The organism is Kitasatospora sp. NPDC001547 (assembly GCF_042894165.1).
Classification (GTDB): domain Bacteria; phylum Actinomycetota; class Actinomycetes; order Streptomycetales; family Streptomycetaceae; genus Kitasatospora.
In genome coordinates this window covers 52,568-73,340 of record NZ_JBIAVL010000028.1, presented here as the reverse complement: position 1 = coordinate 73,340, position 20,773 = coordinate 52,568, and the positions used below count along the sequence as shown (strand labels likewise).

The 20,773-nt window shown below is 71.8% G+C and carries 17 protein-coding genes and 1 pseudogene; 1 reads left to right on the top strand and 17 read right to left on the bottom strand.

All coding sequences use genetic code 11. The features are described from left to right. Positions 1 to 153: 153 nt before the first annotated feature. The 16 genes and pseudogenes from nuoN to ACFY0X_RS32585 all read right to left on the bottom strand — a co-directional run bounded on the left by nuoN (position 154) and on the right by ACFY0X_RS32585 (position 18,971). Positions 154 to 1,776 (bottom strand): NADH-quinone oxidoreductase subunit NuoN, encoded by a 1,623-nt coding sequence (gene nuoN, locus ACFY0X_RS32660; RefSeq protein WP_387760047.1) that lies wholly within the window; start codon positions 1,774 to 1,776, stop codon positions 154 to 156. Between the two features lie 11 nt (positions 1,777 to 1,787). Then, positions 1,788 to 3,437: an NADH-quinone oxidoreductase subunit M gene (locus ACFY0X_RS32655; protein ID WP_387760018.1), complete on the bottom strand. Its 1,650-nt coding sequence runs from the start codon at positions 3,435 to 3,437 to the stop codon at positions 1,788 to 1,790. Positions 3,438 to 3,471: 34 nt separating this feature from the next. Next, a complete protein-coding gene (nuoL, locus tag ACFY0X_RS32650; RefSeq protein ID WP_387760016.1) occupies positions 3,472 to 5,367 on the bottom strand; it encodes an NADH-quinone oxidoreductase subunit L in 1,896 nt (631 codons plus the stop codon). Positions 5,368 to 5,381: 14 nt separating this feature from the next. Further along, positions 5,382 to 5,681, bottom strand: coding sequence for an NADH-quinone oxidoreductase subunit NuoK (nuoK, locus tag ACFY0X_RS32645; protein WP_030060110.1), 300 nt, complete (start codon positions 5,679 to 5,681; stop codon positions 5,382 to 5,384). Continuing rightward, complete coding sequence (locus ACFY0X_RS32640; RefSeq protein WP_387760014.1) at positions 5,678 to 6,640, bottom strand: NADH-quinone oxidoreductase subunit J; 963 nt, start codon at positions 6,638 to 6,640, stop codon at positions 5,678 to 5,680. Before ACFY0X_RS32640 ends, nuoK begins: the two co-directional genes overlap by 4 nt. Beyond that, on the bottom strand, positions 6,637 to 7,245 hold the full coding sequence (gene nuoI / locus ACFY0X_RS32635; protein ID WP_387760013.1) for an NADH-quinone oxidoreductase subunit NuoI: 609 nt from the start codon (positions 7,243 to 7,245) through the stop codon (positions 6,637 to 6,639). Before nuoI ends, ACFY0X_RS32640 begins: the two co-directional genes overlap by 4 nt. 6 nt (positions 7,246 to 7,251) lie before the next feature. Beyond that, positions 7,252 to 8,580 (bottom strand): NADH-quinone oxidoreductase subunit NuoH, encoded by a 1,329-nt coding sequence (gene nuoH, locus ACFY0X_RS32630; RefSeq protein ID WP_387760011.1) that lies wholly within the window; start codon positions 8,578 to 8,580, stop codon positions 7,252 to 7,254. A gap of 227 nt (positions 8,581 to 8,807) precedes the next feature. Then, positions 8,808 to 11,249 (bottom strand): annotated as a pseudogene (locus tag ACFY0X_RS32625) (NADH-quinone oxidoreductase subunit G); the annotation flags it as partial. Next, the gene (nuoF, locus tag ACFY0X_RS32620) at positions 11,246 to 12,607 is read right to left on the bottom strand and encodes an NADH-quinone oxidoreductase subunit NuoF (protein WP_387760009.1); all 1,362 of its coding nucleotides are present in this window, start codon (positions 12,605 to 12,607) and stop codon (positions 11,246 to 11,248) included. The pseudogene ACFY0X_RS32625 and the gene nuoF, both read right to left, overlap by 4 nt. Beyond that, entirely contained in the window at positions 12,607 to 13,416 is an 810-nt protein-coding gene (gene nuoE, locus ACFY0X_RS32615; protein ID WP_387760045.1) for an NADH-quinone oxidoreductase subunit NuoE, read from the bottom strand. Before nuoE ends, nuoF begins: the two co-directional genes overlap by 1 nt. A 17-nt stretch (positions 13,417 to 13,433) precedes the next feature. Further along, a complete protein-coding gene (locus ACFY0X_RS32610; protein ID WP_387760007.1) occupies positions 13,434 to 14,774 on the bottom strand; it encodes an NADH-quinone oxidoreductase subunit D in 1,341 nt (446 codons plus the stop codon). After that, entirely contained in the window at positions 14,774 to 15,487 is a 714-nt protein-coding gene (locus ACFY0X_RS32605) for an NADH-quinone oxidoreductase subunit C (RefSeq protein ID WP_387760005.1), read from the bottom strand. The genes ACFY0X_RS32610 and ACFY0X_RS32605 overlap by 1 nt, the downstream gene beginning before the upstream one ends. Beyond that, the gene (locus ACFY0X_RS32600) at positions 15,484 to 16,038 is read right to left on the bottom strand and encodes an NADH-quinone oxidoreductase subunit B family protein (protein WP_074005520.1); all 555 of its coding nucleotides are present in this window, start codon (positions 16,036 to 16,038) and stop codon (positions 15,484 to 15,486) included. The genes ACFY0X_RS32605 and ACFY0X_RS32600 overlap by 4 nt, the downstream gene beginning before the upstream one ends. 128 nt (positions 16,039 to 16,166) lie before the next feature. Beyond that, the gene (locus ACFY0X_RS32595; RefSeq protein WP_030060100.1) at positions 16,167 to 16,526 is read right to left on the bottom strand and encodes an NADH-quinone oxidoreductase subunit A; all 360 of its coding nucleotides are present in this window, start codon (positions 16,524 to 16,526) and stop codon (positions 16,167 to 16,169) included. Between the two features lie 626 nt (positions 16,527 to 17,152). After that, positions 17,153 to 17,851: a response regulator gene (locus ACFY0X_RS32590; protein WP_387760004.1), complete on the bottom strand. Its 699-nt coding sequence runs from the start codon at positions 17,849 to 17,851 to the stop codon at positions 17,153 to 17,155. Positions 17,852 to 17,885: 34 nt separating this feature from the next. Next, positions 17,886 to 18,971, bottom strand: coding sequence for a sensor histidine kinase (locus ACFY0X_RS32585; RefSeq protein ID WP_387760002.1), 1,086 nt, complete (start codon positions 18,969 to 18,971; stop codon positions 17,886 to 17,888). A 196-nt stretch (positions 18,972 to 19,167) separates the two neighbouring features. Between ACFY0X_RS32585 and ACFY0X_RS32580 the strand changes: the two genes are divergently transcribed. Next, on the top strand, positions 19,168 to 19,743 hold the full coding sequence (locus tag ACFY0X_RS32580; RefSeq protein WP_387760001.1) for a hypothetical protein: 576 nt from the start codon (positions 19,168 to 19,170) through the stop codon (positions 19,741 to 19,743). A gap of 28 nt (positions 19,744 to 19,771) precedes the next feature. On the opposite strand, the gene ACFY0X_RS32575 is transcribed toward ACFY0X_RS32580, so the two are convergent. After that, positions 19,772 to 20,746 (bottom strand): DMT family transporter, encoded by a 975-nt coding sequence (locus ACFY0X_RS32575; protein ID WP_387760000.1) that lies wholly within the window; start codon positions 20,744 to 20,746, stop codon positions 19,772 to 19,774. Between the last annotated feature and the right edge of the window lie 27 nt (positions 20,747 to 20,773).

Below are 20,773 nucleotides of genomic sequence, written 5' to 3'. Positions count from 1 at the left end.
GGCCGGATGGCGGTGGGGGCGAATTCGGCTGGAAATAAAGGTGGGAGAGCCCCGGAACTCCCCCGGCCCCGGCCCCGGAGAAAGACCCGTCCGGGCCGCGCCGGCTGGGCGCGGCCCGGACGGGGCCCTGGTCGGGAGCGGTGGGCGGGAAGGTCAGCGCACGAACAGCGAGGCCTTGGACGCGAGGTCGAGGAAGTACTGCGGGAGCAGCCCGAGACCCAGCGTGACCAGCACTCCCACCCCGATCGCGGTCGCCGTGAAGGCGCTCGGGATCGCCACCGTGGGGCCGCCCGGCTGCGGGTCCGAGAAGAACATCAGCACGATGACCCGGATGTAGAAGAACGCGGCCACCGCCGAGCTCAGCACGCCCACCACCACCAGCGGCGTCGCCCCGCCGCTGGCCGCGGCCTGGAAGACCGCGAACTTCCCGGTGAAACCGGAGGTCAGCGGGATCCCGGCGAAGGCCAGCAGGAACAGCGCGAACACCGCCGCCACCAGTGGCGAGCGCCGCCCGAGCCCGGCCCAGCTGGACAGGTGGGTCGCCTCGCCCTTGGAGTCGCGCACCAGGGTGACCACGGCGAACGCGCCCAGCGTCACGAAGGAGTACGCCAGCAGGTAGAACAGCACCGAGGAGATGCCCTGCTTGTTGACGGCGATCACGCCGGTCAGGATGAACCCGGCGTGCGCGATCGAGGAGTACGCCAGCAGCCGCTTGACGTCCTGCTGGGTCACCGCGAGCACCGCGCCCACCACCATGGTGAGGATCGCCACCCCCCACATCACCGGCCGCCAGTCCAGCCGCAGGCCCGGGAAGGCCACGTAGAACAGCCGCAGGAAGGCCCCGAAGGCCGCGACCTTGGTGGCCGCCGCCATGAAGCCGGTCACCGGGGTCGGCGCGCCCTGGTAGACGTCCGGGGTCCAGGAGTGGAAGGGCACCGCGGCGACCTTGAACAGCAGGCCGACCGCCAGCATCGCCAGGCCGGTGAGCACCAGCGCGTCGCTCTGGGTGGTGCTCAGCTGCGCGGGGGTGGTCATCGCCTTGCCGGAGATGACGTCCCCGATGTCGCCGAGCCGCACGCTGCCCGCGTAGCCGTACAGCAGCGCGGTGCCGAACAGGAAGAACGCCGAGGCGAAGGCTCCGAGCAGGAAGTACTTGACCGCCGCCTCCTGGGAGAGCAGCCGGCGGCGCCGGGCCAGCGCGCACAGCAGGTACAGCGGCAGCGAGAAGACCTCCAGCGCCACGAACATGGTCAGCAGGTCGTTGGCGGCGGGGAACAGCAGCATGCCGCCGACCGCGAACATGGTGAGCGGGAAGACCTCGCTGGTGGCGAAGCCGGCCCGGACCGCGGCCCGCTCCTGCTCGCCGCCGGGGGTGGCGGCGGCCTGGGCGGCGAAGGCGTCGGCGGGCAGGCCGCCGGCCTTGGGCTCCAGCCTGCGCTCGGCGTAGGTGAGCACCGCGACCACCGAGGCCAGCAGGATCACGCCCTGGAGGAACAGCGCCGGGCCGTCCATCGCGACCGTCTCCATGGCCAGCAGGTCGATCCGGGTGAAGCCGTGGCTCTGCGCGGCCAGCACCACCACGGCGACGAAGGCGCCGACCAGCCCGGCCAGGGCGAGCGTCACCTGGGTCCAGTGCCGGTACCGGCGGGGCACGAAGGCCTCCACCAGGACGCCGGCCACGGCGACGGCGAACACCACGAGCATCGGGGAGAGTCGGCCGTACTCGATGTGCGGTGCCGGGATGCTGGCGGTGTTGCCGCCGGCGGCGGTGAGCATGGCGGTGGCGCTCACTTCCGCTCACCTCCTGAGGTGGCGGCGACCGGGTGGGCCGGCGCCGGATCGGTCTGGTGGACCTGCGAGAGCGTCGCGTTCACCGCGGGGTCGACCAGGTCGGTGAGCGGCTTGGGGTAGACGCCGAGCAGGATGGTCAGCGCCACCAGCGGGCCGACCACGGCGAGTTCGCGGGCCTTGAGGTCGGGCATCGAGCGCACCCCGTCCTTCACCGGGCCGGTCATGGTGCGCTGGTAGAGCAGCAGGGCGTACAGCGCGGCCAGCACGATGCCGAAGGTGGCCACGACGCCGATCGCCGGGTAGCGGGTGAAGGTGCCCACCAGGACCAGGAACTCGCTGACGAACGGGGCGAGCCCGGGCAGCGACAGGGTGGCCAGGCTGCCGATCAGGAACGTCCCGGCGAGCACCGGGGCGACCTTCTGCACGCCGCCGTAGTCGGCGATCAGCCGCGAGCCGCGACGGGAGATCAGGAAGCCGGCCACCAGCATCCACGCCGCGGTGGACAGGCCGTGGTTGACCATGTAGAGGGTGGCGCCGCTCTGCCCCTGGCTGGTCAGGGCGAAGACGCCCATGATGATGAAGCCGAAGTGCGAGATCGAGGCGTAGGCCACCAGGCGCTTGATGTCCTTCTGGCCGACCGCCAGCAGCGCGCCGTAGACGATCCCGATCAGGGCGAGGACCAGGATCGCCGGGGCGAAGGTCTTCGAGGCGTTCGGGAACAGCCCCAGGCAGAAGCGCAGCATCGCGAAGGTGCCGACCTTGTCCACCACCGCGGTGATCAGCACCGCGGTCCCGGCGGTGGACTCGCCCATCGCGTTCGGCAGCCAGGTGTGCAGCGGCCACAGCGGGGCCTTCACCGCGAAGGCGAAGAAGAAGCCCAGGAACAGCGCCTTCTCGGTGGCACCGGTCAGCTGGATCCGGCCGTCGGCGATCGCCGAGGTCAGCGTCGGCAGGTCGAAGGTGCCGAAGCCCTGGTCCTGCGCGGTGACGTACAGGCCGACCACGGCGGCCAGCATCACCAGGCCGCCGAGCAGGTTGTAGAGCAGGAACTTCACGGCCGCGTAGGAGCGCTGACGCGCCGACTCGGGGCCGCCCGCCCGGTCCCCGAAGCCGCCGATCAGGAAGTACATCGGGATCAGCATGGCTTCGAAGAACACGTAGAACACGAAGACGTCGGTGGCGTAGAAGGAGACGACCACCATCGCCTCCACCGCCAGGATCAGGGCGAAGAAGCCCTGGGTGCGGCGCCGCCGCTCGAAGGTGGCGGGGTCGGAGGTGCCGGGGCCGGAGGCGCCGTCGGGCCCGGTCGGCTCCGGGTCGGCGTCGTGCCAGGAGGCGAGGATCACCAGCGGCACGAGGACGGCGGTGAGCAGGGCGAGCACGGCGCCGATGCCGTCCACGCCGAGCGAGAAGGTGATGCCGAAGGAGCGGATCCAGCTGTACGACTCGTTCAGCTGGAAGCGGGCGCCGTGCGGGTCGTAGCGCGTCGCCACCACGGCGGCCAGCACCAGGGTGACGGCGGAGACGCCCAGCGCGACGGCCTTGGTGGTCCTGCGCCGGCTCTCGGAGGACCCGGCGGGCAGCGCGGCGGTCAGCACCGCGCCGGCCGCCGGGACGGCGCAGGTGGCGGTCAGAAGGACGCTCATGCCCCCTCCTCCCAACGGATATCAGGACGAGTCATCACGTGGACCTCATCAGGAGAGTCGTGGCGACCAGCACCAGCGTGCCGCCGAACATGGAGAGCGCGTACGAGCGGACGAAGCCGTTCTGGACCCGCCGCAGCCGGCCGGAGAGCCCGCCGATCGCGGCGGCCAGACCGTTCACCACGCCGTCCAGGCCGCGGCTGTCGAAGAAGACCAGCGCCGCGGCGAGCGCCGAGCCCGGCCGCACCAGCACGGCGTGGTTGAAGTCGTCCTGCAGCAGGTCGCGGCGGGCGGCCCGGGTGAGCGGTGAGCCGACCGGCGGCACCACCGGGACCGGCGAGCGCCCGTACATCAGGTACGCGAGGCCGACGCCGGCCAGCATGCAGGCCGTGGTCAGCAGGGTGACGGTCAGCGGGGCGAGCGGGGAGGCGCCCTCCTCGTGCCCGGTGACCGGCTCCAGCCACTTCAGGAAGGAGTCGTCGAAGGCGAACAGCCCGCCCGCGAAGACCGAGCCGACGGCCAGCAGGACCATCGGGATCGTCATCGTCCGGGGCGACTCGTGCGGGTGCGGGGCGTTGCCGTCCGCGTCCGCCTGCCAGCGCTTCTCGCCGAAGAAGGTCAGCACCATCACCCGGGTCATGTAGAACGCGGTGACCGCCGCGCCGACCAGCGCGCACAGCCCGAGGATCCAGCCCTCGGTGCCGCCCTTGGCGAAGGCCGCCTCGATGATCTTGTCCTTGGAGAAGAAGCCGGACAGGCCCGGGAATCCGATGATCGCCAGGTAGCCGAGGCCGAAGGTGACGAAGGTGACCGGCATGTACTTCCGCAGGCCGCCGTAGTGACGCATGTTCACCTCGTCGTTCATGCCGTGCATGACCGACCCGGCGCCGAGGAACAGCCCGGCCTTGAAGAAGCCGTGGGTCACCAGGTGCATGATCGCGAAGGCGTAGCCGATCGGGCCGAGCCCGGCCGCCAGCACCATGTAGCCGATCTGCGACATGGTCGAGCCGGCCAGTGCCTTCTTGATGTCGTCCTTGGCGCAACCGACGATCGCACCGAACAGCAGCGTGACCGCGCCGACCACCACCACGGCGGTCTGCGCGTCCGGCGCCAGGTCGAAGACCGTCGAGGAGCGGGTGATCAGGTAGACGCCCGCGGTCACCATGGTGGCCGCGTGGATCAGCGCCGACACCGGGGTCGGGCCCTCCATCGCGTCCCCGAGCCAGGACTGCAGCGGCACCTGCGCCGACTTGCCGCAGGCCGCCAGCAGCAGCATCAGGCCGATCGCCGTCAGCTTGCCCTCGCTCGCCTGGTGCGCGGCGCCGAAGACCGGGTCGAAGGCGAAGGAGCCGAACTCCGCGAACATCAGCATGATCGCGACGGACAGGCCGACGTCCCCGACGCGGTTGACGATGAAGGCCTTCTTCGCCGCCGTCGCCGCGCTCGGCTTGTGCTGCCAGAAGCCGATCAGGAGGTACGAGGCCAGGCCGACGCCCTCCCAGCCGAAGTACAGCAGCAGGTAGTTGTCCGCGACCACCAGCAGCAGCATGGCGGCCAGGAACAGGTTCAGGTACGCGAAGAAGCGGCGCCGGCGCTCGTCGTGCGCCATGTAGCCGACCGAGTAGAGGTGGATCAGCGTGCCCACGCCGGTGATCAGCAGGACGAAGGTCATCGACAGCTGGTCGAGCCGGAAGGAGACGTCGGCCTGGAAGCCGTTCACCGGGATCCAGCTGAACAGGTGCCGGGTGACCGCCCGGTGCTCGGCGTCACGGCCGAGCATGTCTGAGAACAGGGCCAGGCCGAAGCCGAACGAGAGCGCCGCGAGCGCGGTGGCCAGCCAGTGGCCGTACCGGTCCAGCGCCCGGCCGCCGAGCAGCAGCAGGGCGGCGCCGGCCAGCGGGGCCGCCACCAGCAGCGGAATGAGAGAGTTCACCGAAGGCCCTCCGCCTACAGCTTCATCAGATTGCTGTCGTCGACCGAAGCGGAGTGCCTGGTCCGGAAGATGGAGACGATGATGGCGAGGCCGACCACGACCTCGGCCGCCGCGACCACCATCGTGAAGAACGCGATGATCTGGCCGTCCAGGGTGCCGTGCAGCCGGGAGAAGGTCACCAGCGCGAGGTTCGAGGCGTTCAGCATCAGCTCCACGCACATGAACAACACGATCGCGTTGCGCCGGATCAGCACCCCGGCCGCGCCGATGGTGAACAACAGGGCCGCCAGGTAGAGGTAGTTGACCGGGTTCACTCCGCGCCCTCCTCGCCGGTCGGGTGCTTCACGCCGTTCGCCGCCACCGGTTCGCCGTTCACCGGCGCCGGCTCGCCGTTCGCCGCCACCGGTTCGCCGTTCGCCGGCACCGGCTCCAGCGACTTGCGCGGGGCCGCCACCGCCGGGCGCTCCGAGGACGGACGGCCCAGCCAGTCCGCCGTGGTGTTCTCCAGCTCCGCCATCCGCCGCAGCATCGCCTGGCTGACGTCCCGGACCTGGCCGCGCTCGCGCAGCGTCGCCATCACCGAGTCCTCGGCGACCGTGCCGTCCGGCAGCAGCGCCGGGACGTCCACCGCGTTGTGCCGCGCGTACACGCCCGGTGCCGGCATCGGCGGCACCTGGATGTTGTCCCTGACCCGCTGCGCCGCCAGCTCGCGCTGCGTCTTCGGCGCCTTCACGTGCTCCCGGTGGGTCAGCACCATCGCGCCGATCGCCGCGGTGATCAGCAGCGCGCCGGTGACCTCGAAGGCCCACACGTAGCGGGTGAAGATCAGCCGGGCCAGGCCCGGCACGTTGCCCTCGGCGTTCGCCTCGGACAGCCCGGTGAAGTGGTTCAGCTTCGCGTTGGCGATCCCGGCGATCAGCAGCACGCCGAAGCCCAGCCCGCACAGCGCCGCGGCGAACCGCTGGCCCTTCAGCTGCTCCTTCAGGGAGTCCTCGCTGGTGACACCGACCAGCATCACCACGAACAGGAACAGCATCATGATCGCGCCGGTGTAGACGACGATCTGCACCACGCCCAGGAACACCGCGCCCTGGGCCATGTAGCAGACCGCCAGCGCCAGCATGGTGGCCGCCAGGCAGAGCGCGCTGTGCACGGCCTTGCGCATCAGCACCATGCCGAGGGCGCCGCCGACCGCGATCACCGCGAGCACCCAGAACTGGACGGCCTCACCCGTCGAGGTCGTCCCGGTCGCTTCCGCCAGCCGCGCGATCACTGCCGCACCTCCTTCTCCCGGTCGGTGCGCTCCTGCTGGACCGTCCCCGGCGCCGCCGCGGTGACCTCGCCCCGGTAGTACGCGCCCTCGTCGGTGCCCGGGAAGATTGCGTGCGGGGTGTCGACCATGCCCTCGGACAGGCCCACCAGCAGCTGCTCCTTGGTGAAGATCAGGTCCCGCCGGGAGGAGTCGGCCAGCTCGTACTCGTTGGTCATGGTCAGCGCCCGGGTCGGGCAGGCCTCGATGCACAGCCCGCACAGGATGCAGCGGGCGTAGTTGATCTGGTACACCGCGCCGTAGCGCTCACCCGGGGAGTAGCGCTCCTCGTCCCGGTTGTCCGCGCCCTCCACGTAGATCGCGTCGGCCGGGCAGGCCCACGCGCACAGCTCGCAGCCGACGCACTTCTCCAGGCCGTCCGGGTGCCGGTTCAGCTGGTGGCGGCCGTGGAAGCGCGGAGCGGTGGGCTTCTTCTGCTCCGGGTACTGCTCGGTGAGCCGCTTCTTGAACATGGCCTTGAAGGTCACGCCGAAGCCGGCGGCCGGGCCGAGGATCGACGGACGGTCGGCCCGCTCGGGCCGCTCCGCGCGATCGGACTGGTCGGACATCTCGGTTCAGCTCCCTTCGGAATGGTCGGCCCCGTTGAGGGCGTCCTGGAGTTGCTTCGGGGCGCGGCTGCGCCGGCGCGGCACCGGCGGGAGCACCTGACCGGGCAGCGGCGGGACCGGGTAGCCGCCCGCCATCGGGTCGAACCCGGCCTCGGGCGGGGCGGGCTCGGGTTCCGGCTGCTTCTTCAGGAAGTCCCGCAGCAGCGCCAGCAGCAGCACCACCCCGACCGGGGCGCCCACGTACAGCACCACCTGGCCGAAGCCGTAGCCCTCGTTGCGCAGCGCCCGCACGCTCGCGATCAGCACCAGCCACACCAGCGAGACCGGGATCAGGACCTTCCAGCCCAGCTTCATGAACTGGTCGTAGCGGAACCGGGGCAGCGTGCCGCGCAGCCAGATGAAGAGGAACAGCAGCAGCTGGATCTTCAGCGTGATCCACAGCATCGGCCACCAGCCGTGGTTGGCGCCCTCCCAGAACGTCGACACCGGCCACGGGGCCCGCCAGCCGCCCAGGAAGAGGGTCGAGGCCACCGCCGAGACCGTCACCATGTTCACGTACTCGGCCAGCATGAACATCGCGAACTTCAGCGAGGAGTACTCGGTGTTGAAGCCGCCGACCAGCTCGCCCTCGGCCTCCGGCAGGTCGAACGGCGCCCGGTTGGTCTCGCCGACCATCGCGATGATGTAGACGATGAACGACACCGGCAGCAGCGCCGCGAACCAGGTCGGCTGCTGGTGCGCCACGATCTCCGAGGTGGACATCGAGCCCGAGTAGATGAACACCGCCGCGAAGGACAGGCCCATCGCGATCTCGTAGCTGATCATCTGCGCGGACGAGCGCAGCCCGCCCAGCAGCGGGTACGTCGAACCCGAGGACCAGCCCGCCAGCACGATGCCGTAGATGCCCACCGAGGCCGTCGCCAGGACGTACAGCAGCGCGACCGGGAAGTCCGTCAGCTGGAGCGGGGTGCGGGTGCCGAAGACCGACACCTCGTTGCCGGCCGGGCCGAACGGGATCACCGCGAAGGCCATGAACGCGGGGATGGCGCAGACGATCGGGGCCAGGATGTAGACCACCTTGTCCGAGCCCTTGACCACCAGGTCTTCCTTCAGCGCCAGCTTCACGCCGTCCGCCAGCGACTGCAGCAGGCCCCACGGGCCGTGCCGGTTGGGCCCGATGCGCAGCTGCATCCAGGCCACCACCTTGCGCTCCCAGACGATCGCGATCAGCACCGTCAGGACCAGGAAGGCGAAGCAGAACACCGCCTTCAGCAGCACCAGCCACCACGGGTCCTGCCCGAAGAAGTGGAGCGTCTCGTACGGCTGCGAAGTCATCGGTCCTCCCCTTCGCCCGCGGTGTCGTCCGCGGTCGCCCCGGTCTGGTCCTGCGGCGCCGGTTCGGCCCCGGCCGCGGGGCCGGCCTGTGTCGCGGTCTGCGGTGCGTCGGCGGGTCCGGTGTCCGTCACGGCGGTCGGCTCGGGCCCGGCTGCGGACCCGGCGTCCGTTACGGCGGCCGGCCCGGATCCGGCGGCGGGCTCCGACTCGGGCTCGGGCTCGGGCTCGGCCACGGCGATCGTGACCAGGTGGCCGACGGTGGTGCCGAGCGCGCGGTGGGCGCCGCCCGGTGTGGAGTCGAGCGGGACCCAGACCGTGCGGTCCGGGATCGAGTCGGTGACCTCCAGCGGCAGGGTCAGCGAACCGGCCGGGCCGGTCAGCCGCAGCGCCCCGGCCGCCTCGGCGCCGATCTCCTTGGCCGTCTCCGCCGAGATCCGGGCCACCGCCCGGTGCCGGGTGCCCGCCAGGTGCGGGTCCCCCTGCTGCAGCACGCCGTTGTCCAGCAGCAGCCGCCAGCCCGCCAGTACCGCCTGGCCGGCGGCCGGCCGGGGCAGCACGGCGGGGTGGGCCGCCGGGTCGGCCGTCCGGTCGCCCTCCCAGGGCGCGAACCCGTCCAGCTCCAGCCGGGCCGCCCGGACGTCCGGCAGGCCCAGCCGCCGGCCCAGCGCGTCGGCCAGCATGTTCAGCACCCGCAGGTCGGTCTGGAGGTGACGGCCCATCTGCTGGTCCGGCTTGAGCGCGGACTCGAACATCCGCACCCGGCCCTCCCAGTCCAGGAAGGTGCCGGCCTTCTCGGCCACCGCCGCCACCGGCAGCACCACGTCGGCGCGCGCCGTCACCGCCGAGGGCCGCAGCTCCAGCGACACCAGGAAGGGCACCGTCGCCAGCGCCTCGTCGGCGAGCGCCGGGTCGGGCAGGTCGTCCGGGTCCACCCCGCCGACCAGCAGCGCCTCCAACTCGCCCGCGGCGGCGGCCGCCAGGATCCCGTCGGTGTCCCGGCCCGGCCGGGACGGCGGCTCGGCACCGCCCCACACCGCGGCCGCCTCCGCCCGGGCCGCCGGGACGTCCACCGGCCGGCCGCCGGGCAGCAGGCCCGGCAGCACGCCCGCCTCCACGGCCCCGCGCTCACCGGCCCGGCGCGGCACCCAGGCGAGCTTCGCGCCCGTCGCGTGCGCCAGCCGCAGCAGCGCCGTCAGCGCGCCCGGGACGGTGGCCAGCCGCTCGCCGGCCAGGATCACCGCGCCCGGGGTGCGCAGCAGTTCGGCCGCCCGGCCCGCGTCGTCGTCCAGCGGCTCGTCCGCCGCCAGCGCCGCGAACCACTCCGGCTCGGTGCCGGGGGCGGCCGGCAGCAGCGCGCCGCGCAGCTTCGCCAGGCCCCGGGAGCCGAACGCGGCCACCGAGAACACCTTCAGGCCCGTCGCCCGGGTCGCCTTGCGCAGCCGCAGGAAGACGATCGGCGACTCCTCCTCCGGCTCGAAGCCCGCCAGCAGCACCGCCGGTGCCCGGTCGAGGTCCTCGTACGCCACGCCGGTGCCGTCCACGTCGACGCCCCGCCCGGCCACCGCCGCGGCCAGGAAGTCCGCCTCCTCGCCGCTGTGCGGGCGGGCCCGGAAGTCCACGTCGTTGGTGCCGAGCACCACCCGCGCGAACTTCCCGTACGCGTAGGCGTCCTCCACCGTCACCCGGCCGCCGGCCAGCACCCCGGCCCGGACCCCGCGCAGGCCCTCTGCCGCCCGGGCCAGCGCCTCCGGCCAGGAGGCCGGCACCAGCTCGCCGTCCACCCGCACCAGCGGGGTGGTCAGCCGGTCGCGCTGCTGGGCGTAGCGGAAGGCGAAGCGGCCCTTGTCGCAGTTCCACTCCTCGTTCACCGCCGGGTCCTCGCCCGCCAGCCGGCGCAGCACCTTGCCGCGCCGGTGGTCGGTGCGCTGCGCGCAGCCCGAGGCGCAGTGCTCGCACACGCTCGGCGAGGAGACCAGGTCGAAGGGTCGCGAGCGGAACCGGTACGCCGCCGAGGTCAGCGCGCCCACCGGGCAGATCTGGATGGTGTTCCCGGAGAAGTACGACTCGAAGTCGTCGCCCTCGCCGGTGCCGACCTGCTGCAGCGCCCCGCGCTCCACCAGGTCGATGAACGGGTCCCCGGCGATCTGCTGCGAGAAGCGGGTGCAGCGCGCGCACAGCACGCAGCGCTCGCGGTCCAGCAGCACCTGGCTGCTGATCGGCACCGGCTTCTCGTAGGTGCGCTTCATGCCGTCGAAGCGGGAGTCGGCGGCGCCGTTGCTCATCGCCTGGTTCTGCAGCGGGCACTCGCCGCCCTTGTCGCAGACCGGGCAGTCCAGCGGGTGGTTGATCAGCAGCAGTTCCATCACGCCGCGCTGGGCCTTCTCGGCCACCGGCGAGCTGAGCTGGGTGCGCACCACCATGCCCTCGGCCACCGGGATGGTGCAGGAGGCGACCGGCTTGCGCTGGCCCTCGACCTCGACGATGCACTGGCGGCAGGCGCCGGCCGGGTCGAGCAGCGGGTGGTCGCAGAAGCGCGGGATCTGGGTGCCGATGGTCTCGGCGGCCCGGATCACCAACGTCCCCTTGGGGACCCGCACTTCGACGCCGTCGATGGTGAGCGTGACCAGTTCGACCGCGGTCTCGGAGGCGGTTGGCTCTGTGATCGTCACGCGTGCACCTCCCTTTCGGTCGCGGACTGGTGGCCGGGGCGGGGGCCGTCGGCCCAGACGGTGGAGGCGGCCGGGTCGAACGGGCAGCGGCGCTCGGCCAGGTGCTGCTCGTACTCGGCCCGGAAGTGCTGGAGCGAGGAGACGATCGGGCTGGCCGCGCCGTCGCCCAGCGCGCAGAAGGACTTGCCGTTGATGTTGTCGGCGATGTCGAGGAGCTTCTCCAGGTCCCCGTCGACGCCCTCGCCCGCCTCGATCCGCTTGAGCAGCTGGACCAGCCAGTAGGTGCCCTCGCGGCAGGGGGTGCACTTGCCGCAGGACTCGTGGGCGTAGAACTCCGTCCAGCGGGTGACCGCCCGCACCACGCAGGTGGTCTCGTCGAACACCTGGAGCGCCTTGGTGCCGAGCATCGAGCCGGCCGCCCCGACGCCCTCGTAGTCCAGCGGGACGTCGAGGTGCTGGTCGGTGAACATCGGGGTGGAGGAGCCGCCCGGGGTCCAGAACTTCAGCCGGTGCCCGGGGCGGACGCCGCCGCTGAGGTCGAGCAGCTGGCGCAGCGTGATGCCGAGCGGGGCCTCGTACTGGCCGGGGTTGGTGACGTGGCCGGAGAGGGAGTAGAGCGTGAAGCCGGGGGACTTCTCGGTGCCCAGGGCCTTGAACCACTCCTTGCCGCGGGCCAGGATCGGCGGCACCGAGGCGATCGACTCGACGTTGTTGACCACCGTCGGGCAGGCGTACAGGCCGGCGATCGCCGGGAACGGGGGGCGCAGCCTCGGCTGGCCGCGGCGGCCCTCCAGCGAGTCCAGCAGCGCCGTCTCCTCGCCGCAGATGTAGGCGCCGGCGCCGGCGTGCACGGTGATGTCGAGGTCGACGCCCGAGCCGAGGATGTTCCGGCCGAGCAGCCCGGCCGCGTACGCCTCGGCGACGGCCGCGTGCAGCCGGCGCAGCACCGGGACGACCTCGCCGCGCAGGTAGACGAAGGCGTGGTCGCAGCGGATCGCGTAGGAGGCGATGATCATGCCCTCGATCAGCGCGTGCGGGTTGGCGAACAGCAGCGGGATGTCCTTGCAGGTGCCCGGCTCGGACTCGTCCGCGTTGACCACCAGGTAGTGCGGCTTGCCGTCGTTCTGCGGGATGAACTGCCACTTCATCCCGGTGGGGAAGCCGGCGCCGCCGCGGCCGCGCAGCCCGGCGTCCTTGACCAGGGCGATCACGTCGTCCGGCGGCATGGCGAGGGCCGCCTTGAGGCCCTCGTAGCCGTGGTGGCGGCGGTAGGTGTCGAGCGTCCAGGGGCGACTGTCGTCCCAGGAGTCGGACAGGACCGGGGTGAGCAGCTTCTCGGCCGGCTCTGCGGCGGTCATCACGCTTCGCTCCCTTCCTGGCCGTTGCCCGCGTGGCCGTTGTGGGCCTGGCCGTTGCCGGCGTGGCCGTCGCCGGCCTGGCGGGGGGATTCGGGGCGGGGGGATTCGGGGCGGGGGGAGACCACCTTGGTGCCGGAGGTGCCGGGCAGCGCCTCGCCGCGGGACAGCCGCAGGCCGGCCAGGGAGGGCGCGCCGCCGGCGCCGGACTCGTCGTTGGCGCCCGGGCGCTCGTCCGGGAAGCCGGCCAGGATCCGCGAGGTCTCCTTGAAGCCGCAGAGCCGGGCGCCGCGGGTGGGCCGGACCTCGCGGCCGGCGCGCAGGTCGTCGACCAGCTGCCGGGCGCTCTCCGGGGTCTGGTTGTCGAAGAATTCCCAGTTGACCATCACCACGGGCGCGTAGTCGCAGGCCGCGTTGCACTCGATGTGCTCGATCGAGACCTCGCCGTCCTCGGTGGTCTCGTTGTTGCGCACGCCCAGGTGCTCCTGGAGCTCGGTGAAGATCTGGTCGCCGCCGAGCACCGCGCACAGGGTGTTGGTGCAGACCCCGACGTGGTACTTCCCTGCCGGGCGGCGCCGGTACATGGTGTAGAAGGTCGCGACCGCGGTGACCTCGGCGGTGGTGAGGTCCAGCCGCTCGGCGCAGAAGCGGATCCCGGTCGGGCTGACGAAGCCCTCCTCGGCCTGCACCAGGTGCAGCAGTGGCAGCAGCGCCGAACGGGGCTGCGGGTAGCGGGCGATCAGCTCGGCGGCGTCGGCGGCCAGCCGGGCGTGCACCTCCTCGGGGTACGGTGCGGCCGGCAGTGCCGGCAGTCCGAGTTCGACGTTGGTCACCGGTCCACGCCTCCCATCACCGGGTCGATCCCGGCCACCGCGACGATCACGTCGGCCACCTGGCCGCCCTCGCACATCGCCGCCATCGTCTGCAGATTGGTGAACGACGGGTCCCGGAAGTGGACCCGGTACGGGCGCGTCCCGCCGTCGCTGACCACGTGCACGCCCAGCTCGCCCTTGGGCGACTCGACCGCCGCGTACGCCTGGCCGACCGGGACCCGGAAGCCCTCGGTGACCAGCTTGAAGTGGTGGATCAGGGCCTCCATGGAGGTGCCCATGATCTTGCGGATGTGGTCGAGGGAGTTGCCCATCCCGTCCGGGCCGACGGCCAGTTGGGCGGGCCAGGCGATCTTCTTGTCGGCCACCATGACCGGGCCCGGGCGCAGCCGGTCCAGGCACTGCTCGACGATCCGCAGCGACTGCTTCATCTCCTCCAGCCGGATCAGGAAGCGGCCGTAGGAGTCGGCGCTGTCGGCGATCGCGACCTCGAAGTCGTAGTCCTGGTAGCCGCAGTAGGGATCGGTCTTGCGCAGGTCGTGCGGCAGGCCGGTGGCGCGCAGGATCGGGCCGGTGGCGCCGAGGGCCAGGCAGCCGGGCAGGTCCAGGAAGCCGACGTCGACCAGGCGGGCCTTGAACACCGGGTTCCCGGTGGCGAGTTTGTCGTACTCGTGCATCCGGGAGCGGAAGACCTTGACCGCCTCGCGGATCTGGTCGACGGCGCCGGGCGGGAGGTCCTGGGCGAGGCCGCCGGGGCGCACGTACGCGTGGTTCATGCGCAGGCCGGTGACCAGCTCGAAGACGTCCAGGATCAGCTCGCGGTCCCGGAAGCCGTAGATCATCAGGGTGGTGGAGCCGATCTCCATGCCGCCGGTGGCCAGGCAGACCAGGTGCGAGGCGATCCGGTTGAGCTCCATCATCATCACCCGGATGACGTTGGCGCGGTCCGGGACGTCGCCGGTGATGCCGAGCAGCTTCTCGACCGCCAGGCAGTAGGCGGTCTCGTTGAACAGCGGGGTCAGGTAGTCCATGCGGGTCACGAAGGTGGTGCCCTGGACCCAGCTGCGGAACTCCATGTTCTTCTCGATGCCGGTGTGGAGGTAGCCGATGCCGCAGCGGGCCTCCTTCACCGTCTCGCCGTCGATCTCCAGGATCAGCCGCAGCACGCCGTGGGTGGACGGGTGCTGGGGGCCCATGTTGACGATGATGCGCTCGTCGTCGGCCCGTCCGACCGCCTCGACCACCTCGCCCCAGTCGCCGCCGGTGACGGTGAAGACCCGGCCCTCGGTGGTCTCCCGGGCGTCCGCTTCCTCGGTCTCTCCATAGTGCTGGGTGTTCATCAGCTGTACGACCTCCGCTGGTCGGGAGCCGGGATCTGGGCGCCCTTGTACTCGACGGGGATGCCGCCGAGCGGGTAGTCCTTGCGCTGCGGGTGGCCCAGCCAGTCGTCCGGCATCATGATCCGGGTGAGCGCCGGGTGGCCCTCGAAGACCAGGCCGAAGAAGTCGTAGGCCTCGCGCTCGTGCCAGTCGTTGGTCGGGTAGACGCTCACCACGGAGGGAATGCGCGGATCGGCGTCGGGCGCGGTGACCTCCAGCCGGATCAGCCGGCCGTGGGTGATCGAGCGCAGGTGGTAGACCGCGTGCAGTTCGCGGCCCTTGTCGCCGGGGTAGTGCACGCCGCTCACGCCCAGGCAGAGCTCGAAGCGCAGCGCCGGGTCGTCGCGCAGGATCCGGGCGGTGCTCAGCAGGTGGTCGCGCTCGATGTGGAAGGTGAGCTCGTCGCGGTCGACCACCGTCTTCCCGATCACCTCGGCCGGGTCCAGGCCCTGCTCCTCCAGGGCGCCCTCCAGCTCGTCGGCGACCTCGTCGAACCAGCCGCCGTAGGGGCGTTCGCTCGGACCGGGCAGCACGACCGGGGCGGCCAGGCCGCCGAAGCCGGAGGTGTCGCCGCTGTCCTGGGTGCCGAACATGCCCTGGCGGCGGCCGACCACCTCGACCGGGATCTCGCGGACCGGCTGCTCGCGGCGGGTCTCGGGTACCTGGTCGTTCATCGCAGCTGCCCCCGCATCTCGCTGATCGGGGTGGCCTTGAGGGCGAGCGCCTCGCCGAGCTCCTCGGCCCGGCGCCTGTTCACGCCCAGCGGCTCGTGCTGGATCTTGTCGTGCAGCTTCAGGATGGCGTCCATCAGCATCTCCGGACGGGGCGGACAGCCGGGCAGGTAGATGTCCACCGGGACGATGTGGTCGACGCCCTGGACGATCGCGTAGTTGTTGAACATCCCGCCGGACGAGGCGCAGACGCCCATCGAGATGACCCACTTGGGGTTGGGCATCTGGTCGTACACCTGGCGCAGCACCGGGGCCATCTTCTGGCTCACGCGGCCCGCCACGATCATCAGATCGGCCTGTCGGGGGGAGCCCCGGAAGACCTCCATGCCGAACCGGGCCAGGTCGTAGCGGCCCGCGCCGGTGGTCATCATCTCGATCGCGCAGCAGGCCAGACCGAAGGTGGCCGGGAAGAGTGACGCCTTGCGCACCCAGCCGGCGGCCGTCTCCACGGTCGTGAGCAGAAAGCCGCTCGGCAGCTTCTCCTCGATTCCCATCAGATCCCTCTCAATGCCCTCAAGTCCTCTGATACGTGGGCCGGTTCTGGCTTGTCCGCTCGTTCACAAGCGGGCGCGCAGCCGGCGGACGGGTGGGGACACCACCCCGCGCTCAGACCACCCCGCGCTCAGTCCCACTCCAGACCGCCGCGCCGCCACACGTAGGCGTAGGCGACGAAGACGGTGGCGATGAACAGGAGCATCTCGACCAGCCCGAAGATCCCCAGGGCGTCGAAGGTCACCGCCCACGGGTAGAGGAAGACGATCTCGATGTCGAAGACGATGAAGAGCATCGCCGTCAGGTAGTACTTGATCGGGAACCGACCGCCGCCCACGGGCTGCGGGGTCGGCTCGATGCCGCACTCGTACGCCTCCAACTTGGCCCGGTTGTAGCGCTTGGGGCCGGTGAGTGAGGCCATCACGACGGAGCCGACCGCGAACGCCGCCGCGATGGCACCGAGTACGAGGATCGGCGCGTAGGCATTCATAGCCCCCGCTCCCTCCGTCCAGTCGTCCTTGACTGCAGATCGGAACCAGCAGGTCACGCTGAGGTGAACCCGCGTTCCAGTTCCCGAGATCCGCCTCATGTGAGGCAGTTCACAAAGCCTGGAACGAGCGCATCCTATGCCCGTCGGCTTGTGATCTGCGACACGCAGTTCATCGTCTTCTTTGTGATCTACGACACCCTTCGAATGGGGTCGAATGCGAACATGCCCAGTTTTGTCGACGCAAAGCAGTCAAATGATCACAAGCAGTCGCATTTACCTGTGAAGCGGCTGGTCAGGGGCGTGTTCCTATATCAACTATGCGTCGACCGGGGCAAATTTCCAGGCGTCATGTTGACGTGTTATAGCGGCTCACTCGCAGGGGTGGCGGGGGGCCGAACGCTCGCTTGACCCTTCGTTCACAAGCGCGCGAGCTTGTCCTTGGGGGCGCCGGTGGGGGTCCGTTGTCCCTGCCCTTTCCCTGCCCGAGCCGCCGCCCTGCGCTGTTGCCGGCCCGACCGCTCTGCCTCCGGCCCGACCGCTCTGGCCGCGCGCCGCCTGCCGACCGCGGTCCGCCGGCCACTGCCGGCCACCCGTCGGCCCTCCCACCAGCCGCTACCCGCGCCGGGTCACCGACCGGCGGTCGCCTGCTCCCAGATCCAGGCCGCGATGCCCACCCGGTTGCGGGCTCCGACCTTGCGCTGGATGTTGGCGAGGTGGTTCTTCACCGTCCCCGGTGAGATGAACAGACCCGCCCCGATCTCGGCATTGGTCGCGCCGTCCGCCACCAGCTCGGCGATCTCCCTTTCCCTCGTGGTCAGTTCCTCCGTCAGCCCGGCCACCGACTGCGCCGCCGCCACAACCGCCCTGGCACCCGGCCCCGGCTTCGGCTCCCCACCCGGCAGTGCCATGAGCCGCAGGAGCCGGACGGTGATCTGCGGGCTGATCAACGCGTCCCCGGCCATCGCCGCCCGCACCGCCTCGATCAGCAGCACCGGCCCCGAGCGCTTCAGGAGGAACCCAGCCGCCCCGTGCCGCAGTGCCGCGTGCACGTACTCATCCAGGTCGAAGGTGGTCACCACGATCACCTTGCACTGGTCGGCCAACTGCCGCGTGACCTCCAGCCCGTCGAGCTTCGGCATCCGGATGTCCGCGAGCACCACGTCCGGCCGCAGCCTCCTCGCCTCCTGCACCGCCGCGGCGCCGTCCGCCGCCTCCGCCACCACCGCCATGTCCGGCTGGACGTCCAGGATCATCCGGAACGCACTGCGAACGTCCGGCTGGTCGTCCGCGATCAGGATCCGAACCGGCCCCGTGCCGCTGCCCATCTCCGCACCTCCCCGTCACCGACCCGTGTCGGCTCTACGATTCCGCCGGCCTTGCGCCGACCTCCTCCAGCGGCAGCACCGCCGTCACCCGCCAGGCCTCCCGCTCGTGCGGGCCGGCTTCCAGCGAACCGCCGAGGGCCTCCACCCGGGCCGCCAGCCCGGGCAGTCCGCTGCCGCCGCCCCGGCGCGGCCGCCCCGCCGGACCAGGCGCCCGGCCGTCGTTGGTCACGGTCAGCTCCAGCCGTCCACCGCTGCGGCGGGCCCGGATCTCCACCTCCCGCGCGCCCGGGGCGTGGCGCCGGACGTTGGTCAGGGACTCGACCACGATCCGGTGGACGGTGCCCTCCACCTCGCGCGGCACCGGCTCCTCCGGCAGCTCCAAGCGGACTTCGGTGCCGCCCGTCGCGGTGAACCGCTCGGCCACCTCGGCGAGTTCGGCGAGCCCCGGCTGCGGACCGCGGCCGCCGTTCTCCTCGCTGCGCAGCAGCTGTACCGTCCGGTCCAGCGAGGCCAGCGCCCGCTGCCCGGCCTGCTCTATTCGCTGGAACATCTCGGCCGCCCGGGCTGGGTCGATCCCGGCCAGGTAGGCCCCCGCCTGGGCCTGGGCGACCATGCCGCTGACATCGTGCGCCACGAAGTCGTGGAGGTCGTGGGCAAGCTCCAGGCGCTGTGCCCGCCGGGCCTCGGCCACCGCCTTCCTGCGCCCCGCGTCCAGGCCCCGCAGGTAGAGCCCGGTCAGAACGGCCGGCAGGGAGAGCATCGATCCGAAGCCGAAGAGCGTGAGCGCGGCCACGGGGCCCTCGAAGACCGTGAACCGGGACGGCCAGAGGGCGACCGCTCCGCATGCCGTCCAGGCACCCGCCACACACCACGGGCCGTCCTCGGTGCGCAGGCCGATCACCACCGACAGCAGCAGCACCGCCAGCTCGGCCAGGCCCACCAGCCCGGCCCAGCGCTGCCCTTCCGTCCAGCGGCCGAGGAGCCAGACGGCGGCCGTGACCACGACCGACGCCGCCCCGAGTGCCATCGTCACGGCCGCCGCCCCGTACCGCCGCCGCGCCACCCAGGCCGGAAACGCCACGACCAGGACGACCCCCGACAGGATCTGATGCATCGTCATCACCTCTCCCCGGCTCCTCGACTGCCGTCACACTACGACGCCGCCCAGGCTCGGCGCCTGTGCCGATCGGCACATTTCAAAGGCCGGTTGAGCAGGAGGAACAGCCCGATCGGCATCTGCCGCGAGCCCCCGGTGGGCCTCCAGTCTTGAGTCATCGCACCGGCCACGGAGGCCGGAGCCGAAGGGAGTCCACACCGTGTCGAAGCTCGCGATCAACGCCCGCGGCACCGCCCACCGGGCCGGAGCGGCCGCCCCGGACGTCCCGGCCGCCCCGCGCTGGGCCCGGCTCGCCGCCGGCGCCGCCGTCCTCACCACCATCCCGTCGGGGCTCTGGCGGATCGTCTTCGGCTTCGGCGTACCGGTCGGGTTCAGCGGCGCGACGGCCGCGGCGTACGCCGAGCACCAGCCGGGCTGGGGCACGGTCTACTGCGTCGCGCTCAGCGCCCTGGCCGAGGCGCTGGCCTTCCTGACCGTGGGCCTGGTCCGGCCCTGGGGGCTGGTGGCGCCCGGGTGGATCCCGCTGATAGGCGGCCGACGGGTCCGGCCGCTCGCCGCGATCGTCCCGGCGCTGCTGGGCTCGGCGATCCTCACGTTCGTCGGCATGGAGGGGCTGTTCGGCCGCTGGGCCGCCAACCTGGCCGAGCCGGATTCGCCGCACGGCTTCGCCGCCTGGGTGATGACGCTCGCCTACCTGCCCCTGGTCGCCTGGGGCCCGCTGCTCGGCGCGGTCACCCTCGACTACGCCCGCCGGACGCTGCGGCAACGCCGGTGACGAGGCCTCCGGCGCCGGGGGCGGCTGATCACACCCGGGCCGGCTCCAGGTTCGTCCCCACCGCGGCAGGTTCGGCCTCGCCACCGGCCGGGCGCGGCGCGGGGGCGGTGCGCCGGCCCCACTCGGTCGCGACCAGCACCAGGGCTCCGCCGAGCAGGGCGAGCGGGCCCATCCGGTTCCCGGCCACCGTGATCCCGAAGACGGCGGCCCACAGCGGTTCCGTGCCGAGCAGCAGGCTCACCCGCGACGGCGAGGTGGCCCGCACGGCCCACATCTGGACGAAGAAGGCGAACAGGGTGCAGAACAAGGACAGATGCAGCAGCCAGGCCCACTGGGCGGCGCCGTACGAACGCGCGAGCGTCCAGGGAGCGGGCCCGACGGCCAGCGCGACGACAGCGAACACGGCGGTGGCCACCGCGAGTTGGACCCAGGTGACGGCGAGCATGTCGGTATCGCGGATGGCCCGGGTGCGGGCCATCGCGAGGACGTACGCCGTGCGGACGAGGGCGGCGCCCAGCACCAGCAGATCACCGAGCGCCGGAGGACGCAGTCCGCCGTCGCCGGTGAGCAGGGCGACGCCGAGGACGGCCAGCCCGGCGGCCGCGAGGAAGGCCTTCGGCGGTGCGGTCCGGCCGAGGGCGCTCTCACCGAGCGGGGTGAGCACCATCGCGAGGCTGATGATCAGCCCGGCGTTCGTCGCGGAGGTGTGCACGGCTCCGTAGGTCTCCAGCAGGAAGATCCCGCTGAGCACCAGCCCCAGTGCGGCGCCGCCGAGCCACTCGGCGCGGCTCAGCCTCCGCAGGGCGCGCCAGGCGACGACCCCCAGCAGCGGCAGCACCAGCCCGAACCGCAGCACGAGCATCGCCACGACCGTCCCGGGTTCGGCCACCCGCTGGACGGCGAGGAAGCTCGACCCCCACACCACCGCCACGAGCAGGACCGGAAGATCACGAAGGACCGACGAGGGCGAGACCTCGGACGGGTCGGACGAGGAGGCTGGCATGCGGAAGATCCCTCCGAGCGGACGGAA